The 12100-nt window shown below is 49.4% G+C and carries 12 protein-coding genes; 3 read left to right on the top strand and 9 right to left on the bottom strand.

Annotated elements, in window-relative coordinates:
• Positions 1–6 precede the first annotated feature (6 nt).
• From C7B65_RS03520 to rpmG, 3 genes are all read right to left on the bottom strand, one after another.
• Positions 7–2016, bottom strand: coding sequence for a ribonuclease catalytic domain-containing protein (locus tag C7B65_RS03520; RefSeq protein WP_073069507.1), 2010 nt, complete (start codon positions 2014–2016; stop codon positions 7–9).
• A 110-nt stretch (positions 2017–2126) separates the two neighbouring features.
• Complete coding sequence (gene rpsR, locus C7B65_RS03525) at positions 2127–2342, bottom strand: 30S ribosomal protein S18 (protein WP_073069508.1); 216 nt, start codon at positions 2340–2342, stop codon at positions 2127–2129.
• 110 nt (positions 2343–2452) lie between these two features.
• On the bottom strand, positions 2453–2647 hold the full coding sequence (gene rpmG, locus C7B65_RS03530; RefSeq protein ID WP_073069509.1) for a 50S ribosomal protein L33: 195 nt from the start codon (positions 2645–2647) through the stop codon (positions 2453–2455).
• Between the two features lie 136 nt (positions 2648–2783).
• Between rpmG and C7B65_RS03535 the strand changes: the two genes are divergently transcribed.
• A complete protein-coding gene (locus tag C7B65_RS03535; protein WP_073069510.1) occupies positions 2784–4007 on the top strand; it encodes a molybdopterin molybdotransferase MoeA in 1224 nt (407 codons plus the stop codon).
• A 12-nt stretch (positions 4008–4019) separates the two neighbouring features.
• Here the strand turns inward: C7B65_RS03535 and ftsZ are convergent, their stop codons facing one another.
• From ftsZ to C7B65_RS03560, 5 genes are all read right to left on the bottom strand, one after another.
• A complete protein-coding gene (gene ftsZ / locus C7B65_RS03540) occupies positions 4020–5318 on the bottom strand; it encodes a cell division protein FtsZ (RefSeq protein ID WP_073069511.1) in 1299 nt (432 codons plus the stop codon).
• A gap of 178 nt (positions 5319–5496) precedes the next feature.
• Positions 5497–6387 (bottom strand): cell division protein FtsQ/DivIB, encoded by an 891-nt coding sequence (locus C7B65_RS03545; protein ID WP_073069512.1) that lies wholly within the window; start codon positions 6385–6387, stop codon positions 5497–5499.
• 289 nt (positions 6388–6676) lie between these two features.
• On the bottom strand, positions 6677–7120 hold the full coding sequence (locus tag C7B65_RS03550; protein ID WP_223257277.1) for a DUF4168 domain-containing protein: 444 nt from the start codon (positions 7118–7120) through the stop codon (positions 6677–6679).
• Positions 7117–7842 (bottom strand): response regulator, encoded by a 726-nt coding sequence (locus C7B65_RS03555; protein WP_073069513.1) that lies wholly within the window; start codon positions 7840–7842, stop codon positions 7117–7119. Before C7B65_RS03555 ends, C7B65_RS03550 begins: the two co-directional genes overlap by 4 nt.
• A 441-nt stretch (positions 7843–8283) precedes the next feature.
• The gene (locus tag C7B65_RS03560) at positions 8284–9465 is read right to left on the bottom strand and encodes an aldo/keto reductase (RefSeq protein ID WP_073069514.1); all 1182 of its coding nucleotides are present in this window, start codon (positions 9463–9465) and stop codon (positions 8284–8286) included.
• Positions 9466–9634: 169 nt separating this feature from the next.
• On the opposite strand from C7B65_RS03560, the gene C7B65_RS03565 reads away from it, so the two are divergent.
• The gene (locus C7B65_RS03565) at positions 9635–10723 is read left to right on the top strand and encodes a DUF2325 domain-containing protein (protein WP_073069515.1); all 1089 of its coding nucleotides are present in this window, start codon (positions 9635–9637) and stop codon (positions 10721–10723) included.
• Between the two features lie 118 nt (positions 10724–10841).
• On the opposite strand, the gene C7B65_RS03570 is transcribed toward C7B65_RS03565, so the two are convergent.
• Positions 10842–11282 (bottom strand): HHL1-like protein, encoded by a 441-nt coding sequence (locus C7B65_RS03570; RefSeq protein WP_073069516.1) that lies wholly within the window; start codon positions 11280–11282, stop codon positions 10842–10844.
• Between the two features lie 151 nt (positions 11283–11433).
• On the opposite strand from C7B65_RS03570, the gene C7B65_RS03575 reads away from it, so the two are divergent.
• Positions 11434–12093 (top strand): GIY-YIG nuclease family protein, encoded by a 660-nt coding sequence (locus tag C7B65_RS03575; protein WP_073069517.1) that lies wholly within the window; start codon positions 11434–11436, stop codon positions 12091–12093.
• Positions 12094–12100 lie beyond the last annotated feature (7 nt).

A 12100-nucleotide genomic window follows, 5' to 3' on the forward strand; every position in this document is an offset into this window, starting at 1 on the left:
GCTTCTTCATCCCACTGCTTGAGTGACCACTTCCTGGAATTGGATGATGTCTTGACGCGGATCGACGTGGCTGACTTTGAGATCGAGGCGATCGCCAGGTTCGATCGATCGGCTAAACCGAATCGGCAACTCCAACCCTAAATCTTCTAACAAGATGAGTCCAAGGTTTTCGTGTTCACGTAGCCAGCGCAGCATTAGAGCTTGCCAGACCTCAGACGAGTTGCGACGCAGAAACTCTAAGCCCCAATAGCGATTGGTTTGACGCTCGACAAGAGAGGCTTCCTGCACCGTACTGGCAATAGTAAGCATCAAATCTTTCACTTCGTCCGGGGAGAATGGCAGCGTTGCACCTCGCAAATGCGCTTTGATCTGAAAGTGCGTCAGCAAATCGCTATAGCGGCGAATTGGAGAGGTGACTTGAGTGTAGGTGTCTAGCCCCAAACTGGCATGACGAGCAGGGGTGATGCTCAACTCACTACGAGGCATGCAGCGGCGAATCGCACAGGAGCGCACAGGGCCCGCCGGAAGTTGCAGCAGTTCACCTTCAGGAGGCAATTCGGGCTGCGGTTGAGCGCGGAAAGGCACTGGCAAGCCGTGCTTTTGACCATAGCGTGCAGCCACCTCTCCTGCCAAAATCATCATTTCAGCCACGAGTTGCCGAGAAACGGAATCTTCCAGGACGTAGACCACAACCTCGCCGTCGCCGTTGACCTTGATGGACGATTCGGGCATGTGAATGCTAATCGCTCCCTGAGACTGTCGCCACTGCTCACGGCGTTTTGCCCAACGCGCGATCGTTTCCAATTCTGACTCTGCCTGAACGCCCCATTGCAGCATCTCGTCTACATCGTCGTAGGTGAGGCGGTAAGTGGCTTTGATCAAGCTGGTGTGAATGCTAAAATCTTGTACGCCGCCCGATTCGTCTAAAACGACCCCAAAGCTGAGGGCACAGCAGACTTCGCCTTGATTTAAGCTCATCGGCCCGGTTGCTAACTCAGACGGAAACATCGGAATCATTCCCGTCGGCAGATAGATAGTGGTGGTTCGACGACGAGCCTCTAAATCTAAGTCATCACCAGGGATGAGCCAGCGAGTCGGGTCAGCAATGTGAATCCAGAGGCGCTGCTGACCATCTGGCAGAATTTCTAGACTCAAGCCGTCATCGATTTCACGGGTGCTTTCATCGTCGATCGTATAAACCTTTAAGTGAGTCAGGTCTAACCGATCGGCGTTTGAGTCAGCAGGCGGAAACTCCAAGCGGTGGTGCAACACTTCCAAAACCTTTGTAGAAAAGTGAGTAGGGATCTGGCTGCGCCGCAGGGACAGATTCTCGTGAGGACTCCACAAACCCAGATCGATCAGCAGTTGAAAAGCGGATTGAGGAGTTTCCTGCCGTTTAAGAGCGCCCAAGGTTTCAAGGGCAGGCGTGCGATGAGTTGCCTCATCTCCCAAGGTCGCAAATCGCTCAATGGCATCGAGGCGAACTCGATCGCTGGGTTGCCACTCGACGGCTTCACCCTTTAAGGCTTGCTGAAGGCGCTCTAGATAGCTCTCCCAGTCGCGTTGCCGTTGAGCTTCCATCTCAATCTGGTGCTTGAGTTCGGCAACTTGGTTAGCAGGTCGAGGTTCGTAGCGATCGCCCTTCTGCTTAAAGTAAATCTTATCGTCTGAAAGTAAGCAGTACGCCGCATAACACAAGAGCGCGGTCTTCTCTGAGAACAGCAACATCGCCATTTCGATCGGCGCAGTGCTCTCGCCAGTTTCGCTCAAGATCTCCCAGGCAACTTCTAAACTTGATGGATCAAGATAGGGTTGAATCTCCTGCAAAAACTTGGGAATGTCGGCAGACTTATAAGTTTCGTCAGCAATTTCGTAAGTGACTTGTCGAGGATGAAGGGTGTGAGCTTGCCCACGATCGTCGGTCACAATCCAATGTTTTTTGCCTTCTGGACGTTCGGCAACGGCAAGACGGCGATCGCTATTGAGGCGAAATTCAACTAGGGTTCCCTTCTCCATTGAGGTCAGTGCAATTAAGGGTGTTAAGGACAGCAAATGAGAGCCGGGGAGTGGTGCCTGATATCTAGCAGCAAAACGCGCTCACACTCTACACCTTAACACCCCGCAGATTAACCTTCTTGGCTGATGAAGGGCAACAGCGCCATGATTCTAGCGCGCTTAATGGCAACGGTCAGATGACGCTGCTGTTTAGCGGTGAGTCCTGTGATCCGACGGGGAAGAATTTTGCCTCGCTCGGTGATAAATTTCCGCAACAAATCGACATCTTTATAATCGATCGGTTCTTCAGGCTTGAGAGGCGAGACGCGACGACGGTAATAGCTCATGGTGATTCCTTGGTGAGTGGTCAGTGGTCAGTAGTCGGGCTGAGAGACTACGGGCAAGAAGTTACCAGCTTATTGCTGACAGCCGATATAACTAGTTAACGATCTACTAGTTACTTGATTTCTTTGTGGGCAGTATGTTTGTTGCAGTGAGGACAGAACTTAGCTAGTTCTAGCCGTGCTGTAGTGTTACGACGGTTTTTGGTGGTGGTGTAACGAGAGACACCGGGCGATCGCTTATCAGGATTGGTGCGACACTCGGTGCACTCTAAAGTAATCACGATTCTAACGCCCTTATTCTTAGCCATGATCGGTTAATTGTGAAGACACTGATTTGGACACAAACAACTATTATTCCACATGACAGCGAACTTGTGCAAAAAACCGTTTAAGTGTCAGGTCAGAGATGGTTTACGCTGACTGAATAAAGTGGGTGAGAAAACAATGGTGCCAGCAAAGCAAGCAGAAGAGCTAATTCTTAACTTAGTCCAACCGTTTAATATACAGGACGTGGAGGATGTGGATTTGCGATCCGTGCGCGATCGCATCCTGGCAGTCTCTGTAACCAGTCATCTAGACTTTCCCCACTGGGACAATTCGGCAATGGATGGCTACGCCGTGCGGTTTGAGGATGTCAAATCTGCTAGCGCTGAGAAGCCCGTCGTCTTGGAAATCGTAGAAGAGATTCCGGCTGGATATCAACCCCAGCGATCGGTCAAACCCGGACAAGCCGCCCGAATTCTCACAGGCTCTGTGATGCCAGAAGGGGCAGATACGATCGTCATCCAAGAAGAGACAAAGCGGGAAGATGAACAAGTTTTGATCCTGAAACCTCCCATCGAGCCGCAAGCTTTTGTACGTCATCGCGGGGCTTTCTATCAAGCAGGTGCGCCCTTGTTGTCAGCAGGATTGGTGCTGAAGGCACCCGAAATCGCAGTGTTGGCAGCAGCACAATGTAGTCAAGTGCGAGTTTATCGTCGTCCTCGCGTGGCAATTTTGTCTACGGGCAGCGAGTTAGTCACACCCGATCAACCGTTGCAACCCGGACAAATTGTTGATTCTAATCAGTATGCACTCGCGGCACTGGTCGAGCAGATGGGCGGAGAAGCGATTCCGTTAGGCATTGTGGCAGATCAGCCCGAAGCTCTGAAACGCACGATCGCTGATGCGGTTGCGATCGCCGATGTCGTTCTCTCGTCTGGAGGCGTTTCGGTTGGCGATTATGATTATGTCGATCGCATTTTGGCAGAGCTAGGCGCACAGATTCACATCCGCGCGGTCGCCATTAAACCCGGAAAGCCCTTAACGGTTGCCACGTTTCCAAAAGCGCTTTATTTTGGGCTGCCCGGCAATCCCGTTTCAGCCCTCGTGACGTTTTGGCGATTTGTCCAACCCGCTCTCAAAAAACTATCGGGCTTGCCCCAAGGATGGGAGCCGACATTTGTGCAAGCGATCGCTCAACAAGACTTACGATCAGACGGCAAGCGAGAGTCTTATCTCTGGGGTCAATTGCACTGGGTTAATGACTCCTACGAGTTTACGATCGCGACAGGAAGCAGCAGTTCCGGCAATTTAATTAATCTTGCTGGAACAAATAGTTTGGGAGTCATTCCGATCGGGCAGACTCAAATTATGGCAGGAGAATCACTTCAAGTGCTCCAGATTTGAAGAGCCTAACCTTTATCTCGGTGGTCTGCGTTTCTGCAAAAACTCAGGAATATCTAAACCTGGAGGCTTGCTTTTCGGATCGGGAGTTGAAGCTGGAGTCGGAGTCGTCGGAGTCACTGATCGTTTCGGGAGCGCAGTTGGTTTTCCAGCAGCTTGCTGGGGTTGAGGTTCAGGAGAAAACCCGGTCGCAATCACCGTAATTCGGACTTCGCCTTGAAGCCGCTCGTCAATCACTGCCCCAAAAATGATATTGGCATTGGGGTCAACGACTTCATAAATGATTTCTGCCGCCGCATTGACTTCATGAAGCGTCAGATCGGTGCCACCCGTGATGTTGAAAACAACTCCTCTGGCTCCGTTGATGGACGCTTCTAATAGAGGCGATGAAATTGCGGCGATCGCTGCTTCTCTAGCTCTAGACTTACCAGACCCGATGCCGATGCCCATCAGTGCCGAACCTGCGTCTGCCATGATCGCTCTTACGTCAGCAAAATCTACGTTTACCAAACCGGGAATCGTGATGATGTCTGAAATGCCTTGTACGCCCTGACGCAAAATATCATCTGCGGTCTGAAACGCTTCCTGTACAGGCGTTTGCTCAGAAATCACCGTCAGCAGCTTGTCATTAGGAATAATAATCAGGGTATCGACTCGGCTTTGCAGCGCGGCAATCCCTTCTTCGGCCTGAGTGGTGCGTCGCCGTCCTTCAAATGTGAAGGGGCGAGTCACGACTCCAACCGTCAGGGCCCCTAACTCCTTTGCGACTTCGGCGACGATCGGAGCCGCCCCCGTGCCCGTGCCGCCCCCCATCCCTGCTGTGATAAACACAAGATCTGAGTTTTCTAACGCTGTGGCGATTTCATCACGAGATTCTTCGGCGGCTTTTTGCCCGATCGCCGGGTTTCCCCCTGCCCCTAGCCCTCGCGTCAATTTTTGACCCACTTGCAAACGTTTTGAAGCTTGAGCCTGAGCTTGAGACAACGCTTGAGCATCGGTGTTTACCGTCCAAAACTCAACTCCAGACACATCGCTGGCAATCATTCGGTTGACTGCATTGCCGCCACCCCCGCCCACGCCGATGACTTTAATCTTTGCTACGCTTCCTGGCACGATATCACCACTCCTTGAATCTTCAGGCAAACCTTTGAGGCTGGAGTTTTGACTTAAATATAGACTGGAGTTGCCGCCAAACGGGTTAGGATTTTCTGCCATGGATGAGAAGCTAGATTGTCCTTCATGAGAACTTTCGTAGCCGCGCTCTAGTCGGCTGTCGAGAGGGGTTGAGGTGTCTGACTCATTGTTAAGCGTCATTGGAATTTCAGCGAGGGTTATGAACAAGAGATCAGCGCTAGACGAAGCTAGATAATCAGAGAAAAAGACAGAAGAATGAACGATGCTGCCACATCGATCGCGGCGAAAAGGTATTTAGATTAACGATATCAGGTTAAGTTTTCTAGCAGTTAATTTGCAAATTTTCTCATAGCTCGGCTCAAGGAGTACTTAATTTTACAGGAGTTTTTGAAGGATTCATTTGAAGAAATGGGGAATCTGGGTTTCTTAAATCGATATAGGAGAGTTGGCTAGGATTGACATGATTAGGCAATCGGCGCATCTGATCAAGCGCTTTTAGTTGATTTGCAAAGTTAGAACCATACATTCCAAAGTGAACGGAACCAATCTCAGTTTTAAGAATTAAATTATTGGGGTCTTCCCAGTTAATTTCAGAAACCTTGACCGGGCTGCGGCTTAACATTTGATAAAGGGTAGTCCAATTCGGGCGATATTGCGATAGGTTCCCGGTAACTTTAAGCGTTGGCAGTTTAAAGCTTTGATTCAGCGCGGTGTAGGTTTCAAGCGAAGTCCAAATCCCATTTTCGTCGAGAAGACCAGACTGAGTAGGGTTTGCTTGCAGGTCAGAAGCTTGAGCAGGTTGACCGCCTTTTGAGGCAGTAGGCGGGCTAGAGATTGAGACTCTAGAACTGGGTTGAGCGATCGCCACCGGGTTGCGCTCACGAACTCTCACCGTCAACCCTGGAGGAAACAGTTGACGGTCAACGGTTGCTTCAGAGATCGGAGCCTTTGATTTCAGCGCATCTGCAAGGGCTTGAGGCTGAATTTTGAGCAAAGATTGAGGATAAGCGATCGGCAGCAAGGTGCGAATTGTCTGAGCAGAAATAAATTGATTGCCTTTGATTGTAACCTGCTCTGGCTTGCGAATCACCCAAGCAGGCAAGGTGGCAACCCAAACCGCCCCACCTGCCAAGCCTGTAACTGCGAGACTGCGCCAACTTGTTTGAAAAAACCTGACTCGTCGCTGACGGCGCAGTTTTTGCCGTCGCTGGGTTAACTCAGTCTGAGAAATGGGAGCAATGCTGGTCATCGTGAATGCTCACTGAATAAAGCTAGAAAATGGGCAAATTAGAGAATCAAGTCGATGAACCCTCACTGCAAAGGCGAACGGATCTTTTCAAGACTGATCTACATTGATCGGGTTTTAGCAAGATATTGAGAGAAGCTGCGATCGTGACAATACAATTGCTCTACCACGATTTATAAGCCGACTTCTGGAATCTGTCTTTCTATTTAATCACCCATTTCCAGTTGTGCGGCTTCCCTCATTGGGAAAGTTCAGCCCTTTGTGTTTCCAATCTGCTTCAGATAGCTGGGGATCAGGTAGCAGTCTCTTGTATGAGGGTTACAACCCGTTCGCCAAATTCAGGATCAACGTTGGCGAGACTTAAAAGTTGCAAATATTCTTGACGATTTAAGCCTGCGGTTTCAATCAGGACGATCGCTGCCATTTCGATATCGCGCTGAATGCGGAGTGACTCAGATTCAGTTTCGGCTGCCTGTAGCTCTCCTTCTCGCCGCTCAATCAACGCTACAACTTGCAGATAGACATTGACAAATTGAGTCACTTTTTCAGACGGAATATTATTCGTGTCGGGTCTAGCCAAATTGCTGCTAGGTGAAGTGATAGAAGAAAGATCGGCATCAGATGCCCAACTCGCGATCGGAGCCAACAGACAAAGAGAAATGCAAACCATCAGCGCTGCTAGATGACGAATCAGCGATCGCACAGGTTTCTGGAATGGCTGCTTAACTCTCTTCACCCAATTAAGCCCGATCGCAGTGCTCTCACGGCTGCCTGGGTGCGATCGTCTGCACACAGTTTATTGAGGATATTGCGAACGTGAGTTTTAACTGTTCCCACCGTGATGTAGAGTTTCTCAGCGATCGCGGCGTTGCTGCACCCATCAACAATCAGTTGTAAGACTTCTAACTCTCGCTCGGTCAGAGGGTAAGCTTCAATAATTTGGTTATATTCTGGCTCGGCGGCACTGATCGAAACCGTTTTGAATTCAACCACTGCGCTGTCTTCGGGCTGGGTGTCTCGCGCTTGCCGCAAGACGACACGAGCGATCGCGGGATCAATCCAAGAGTTGCCTTCTTGGGTGACGCGCAGCGCTTCTACAAGCTGGTCTAAGCTCACGTCTTTCATGCAATAGGAGTCTGCCCCGGCTGCAAAAGCGGCTAATACGACATCTTCGTTGTCTTGCAGCGTCAAGATCAAAACTTTGGTAATGGGTTCGTCTTCCATTGCTGCTTGGGCTTGGCGAAAGCGACGAGTTAGCTCAATGCCGTCAATGTCAGGCAAGCCGATATCAACGATCGCGACATCTGGCTTTGCAGAAGTCATCAGCTTCAAGCCATCGGTGCCATTTGAGGCTTCGCCGACCACTTTAAACCCAGGTCTCTGCTGTAGTGCAGTTCTCATACCAACTCTGGTCAGGTCATGATCTTCAATAAGAGTAATCCGAATATCAGTCTCCATCAAAGTAAGCTCCTATAGTTTTTAGAACATAACTAAGCGTGAATTCGATGAAGCTTTTCGCTACGGTTGCCAATCCGGGTTGCCCCCTAAATCCCCCCAAATTGGGGGACTTTGAACCTAAATTCTGGGCTTGAAGTCCCCCAGAGTTGGGGGATTTAGGGGGCTGAAGCCCTGAAGAACGAAGCGAAAGAACTCATCGAACTGACGTTAACTGAAGCACGACAGATAACTACTGGACTAAGTGTTAGCTTGTCTGCTTTTTTTTGCAATGCCACCACTTTCAATCCAGTCGATTCACTGAGGTTGCTAACCTGCAACTTCTTTAATCGACAAGAATCGATAGCTTCCTTAACCGACCCGTATTTGTCTCTAATCATAGACTTAGTTGATTGATACAAATGTCTTGCTTGTGGCATACAACTTTAGACAGAAATTTAAAAGTTATGAGCTGCCCATGCGTTTGACGATCGCATCACTCAACAGCTCGTGAGCTTCTTGCAAAATGCCTGGAATTTTATCGGCATGAGGACTGTTGACTAGACATTTTTGTAGAGATTTGGGGTCGATCGCGTCGGCTCTTGCCCCCGGAAACCAGTGGCTTGCTTGACCCAGCAGGTTGTAGCGCATTTTGGCGTAGTCCACCATGTCGTAAGCGATCGCCAGATTTCGTAGCCACAAAATGATCGGAATATTTAATCGACCGGGGGTTTCATCGACCGATGGCAATCCGGTTCGCCAAGTGTTAACCCAGTCAGCGCCCAATCGCTCGATCGCAGCATCTTCTAGTCGCTTCAAAATAGGCGGCAGAATTTCGTCTGCTCGATCAAGCCAGTCTAGCGTCTTCAAGTGTTCGTCAAAATCTTCAGGACGGGCAGCCCCCACGCTCAGAGTGTGAACCTGCGGATGGCTGAGACAAAACAAATTGTTAAACACGATCGGACTGAGTGGCGCACAGAGATCTACTAGCCTCGGCGAAGGTTGGTAAAGTAACCCTCCTTTATTAGAAGGACTGATGATGAAGACACCCATATCAAGCTGGTTTGCGGCTTCGATCGCGGGCCAATTGACTTGATTGATGTAATACCAGTGCAGATTGACATAATCAAACTGATTAGTCGCGATCGTCTTCACAATTACATCAGTCGGGCCGTGAGTCGAAAACCCGATCGATCGGACTTTTCCCTGAGCTTGAAGCTTTTGCATCACTTCTAAGCAGCCACCCGATCGCAAGCACTCATCTAAGTGACTGTCGAGATTGATTCCGTGAATTGACAGCAGATCCACATACTCCAGGTTTAGCAGCCGCAGCGATTGCTCAAACGTCTTTAAAAACGCTTTCGCGTCTGCCATCGGCCCAACCTTGGTTTGCACAATCAGCTTTTCACGGGGCAACTTTGGCAAAACTTTTCCAAGCTGCAACTCTGACGTGCCATAATCGCGAGCCGTCTCGATGTGGTTGATCCCCACTTCTAGCGATCGGTGAATCGTCGCTTCTAAATTTTTCTGGTTATCGGCTGGGACTTCCTGATATGAAACATCTTGCCACTTGTACTGATAGCGCATTCCGCCACAGGTGAAGACTGGGATTTGTAACTCAGTGCGCCCAAAACGTCTGTATTTCATGAAACGTAAGTAAAGACAAGGACTCGTTGGATGGCAGACAAAGAATGATTCCGTACTTCCACGCTGACCTTACCTAGTTTAGACAGAGATATTAAGAATATTTATCTTTTGAGCAACATCCTGACATTGGTCTGGTTCTCTCACCCAACTCAAAAAAGGTTGTACCAGTATGCAAAGCTTTGATCCCTTCGAGCAATTTGTCCAGAGTTATGAAACAGAAATTGTTAAGCGAGAAGCCTGTCTTGAGATTCAGCAAAAGCTAGAACATTTTTGCATCAAGTTAGAAAACCTGCAACGGGAACTGCAACGGGTCAACACGCCGATCGATGACGATCGCTATCAGCAGCTAGAGGTTAGAATTCGTCACTATCGCTATCAGCTTAAATATGAGTTGCTTAAGCTGGCAGAAAAATTATTAGAGATTCGTCAGAGTCAACCTCAAGAACCCATTGATTGGGTCGGGCAACTGATCGAAGAGCGACGGCAGCGACAAGAGCGCGAAGAGTCTGACACCCAATTGAGACGGCGTGAACGAGAAGAGCTTCAGCGCCGACGACACGAGAAAAAGCGTCAGCTACTGGACACGATCGCCGCTCAAGAAAACTACTATGAAGCCGCCGATTTAGCGATCGAGGTTCACTACGCCAAAGAAGATCTGAAGTCACTAGAAGCGCTCGAAGAAGTGGTTAACGCCTTACTCGACAAAATCAACGACTGTAATCGGGACGGAAAGGCGATCGTGATTGCGGGCACTCCAGAATGGAAGCTGTCTCGGATGTATGAAAAGGCGACTAAGCTACGTCAACAAAAATATCCATCTCATCTGACCTTAGTGCCGCCCAGTGGAAACCCTAGCTCTCGCTCTCGTGCGGCGGCTGATGATTGCGGCCAATCAGACGAAAAACCTGACCCTTATGCAGAATTAGCCGGAAAAGTGGTGATCTTTGGAGGTCAAAACAACGTCAAAGTGCAGGTAGAAGAGTGTTTGCGGCAGTCAAAAGTGCATCTGGTCTGGTGCACCGCCGAGGATGGCGATCAGTGGGCGAAACAAACTGAGAGCCACATTGCCCAGGCTGATCTTGTCGTGATCATTACCGGCCGTGGCACACCTCACAAGCAAACTATTAGCGCCAAACGAGTTGCCAAGAATTGTCGTAAACCCTTGACACAGTGCGATCGGGCATCGGGCAAAGACAGCTTGCTAGAACACATCAAAATTGGACTTTTGGGATTGCAGCTACAGAGAAATCTAGGCTAATTTTTCGCAAAATGACGAGTTCTATAGCAATCCTAGGTGAATTGTGGGATGGGCATCTTGCCCGTACAGGCTAGAAGGCTGTCCCACTCTGACAACTGAAATAGGATTGCTATAGATCTTATTTGCGTTTGAAGATTGAGAAGACACGATCGCCAATCATCGACAGCGCATTCTGAACGCCAATTCCCGCGTTTGACCCGGCTGAAGGACGTTCGGCTAACTCGATCTCGTCGTCTTTAAAGCCTTTCAGACGATAGCCATACTCCAACTGAGCCTGATTTTTCTTCAGCACCGGAAACAGCCGAAACGCCCCTTTTTGTAGTTCTTCTAAGTTGTCAAAAATGGCATGATTGATTTGATTTGAGCGCTTCACCGCGATCGCACCGACCGGAAACCAGCTTTTCTTGCCCTGAACCCGAATGTAAATCTCATATTCAGGTGTGCCATCATCTTTGAACCGATCGTAAAGCTGCGATGCCTCAGCCCGCTTTTCAGCACCCTTACTCGGCTGCTTCTGTGTCTGCGGTTTCGCCTTCCCAAATCCAGCAGGAGTTGCCATTTCTGAAAATTACCTTAAAACTTGATTACAAAAGTTTACGCCATCTTTAGAAAGAATGGGAGGGGATGATCTCCGATCTCGCAAAATTCGGTTGCCTAGATCTCCGATAATAAAATGAATCTGATGCAGTGCGAAACGGAGATCAACTCAAGTGGAAGCAGATAACTCAGTTGCGATCGAGCATCAAAATGTCCCCCAAGCGCACCAAGGCTTACACAGCTTCTTATATAGCTCTGATGACGAGCATACTGAGACAACGACCAGCGCTCCTAACTTAGAAAGTCAGGGCAATGAAGTGATGTCTGTCGTAGACTGGTCTGCTCAAGCGGTAAATGCCAAAATTGCGGGAGTTTACGCAGTCTTCGATCGCAGTCTTCAACTTCAATACGTGGGCTATTCGCGCAATGTGCCGCTTTCTCTCAGTGGTCATGTGTCTCAAGTTGGCGACGAGACCTGTGCCTTTTTGCGGCTAAAAACCTTCAAGTTTCCTAAGCGCGAAGAAATGGAGCAGTTAAGGGATGCGTGGATTGCTGAGAATGGTGAAGTTCCATCTGGGAATGGAGACGAGAGCGATCGCTGGGCTGGCACCGTCGGAGAAGCGGCAAAACTGGTGATGTCTGCTGCCGATCGAGAGGCATATGAGGAGAAAAAATTGAAACTTCGTAAGGCAATGGCAGATCAAGCACTCAGCAAAGAGTCAGATCAGCTTTCAACCTCAGAAGCCGAGCGTCGTCAAAACCTAGAAGCCGCCGTCGAAAACGATGATTGGAGCGCCGTGATCCAACAATCTCAGAAAGCTGGAGAACCCTGAGCGCAAT

It is taken from the genome of Phormidesmis priestleyi ULC007 (assembly GCF_003003695.1).
GTDB classification, from domain to species: Bacteria; Cyanobacteriota; Cyanobacteriia; order Leptolyngbyales; family Leptolyngbyaceae; genus Phormidesmis_A; species Phormidesmis_A priestleyi_A.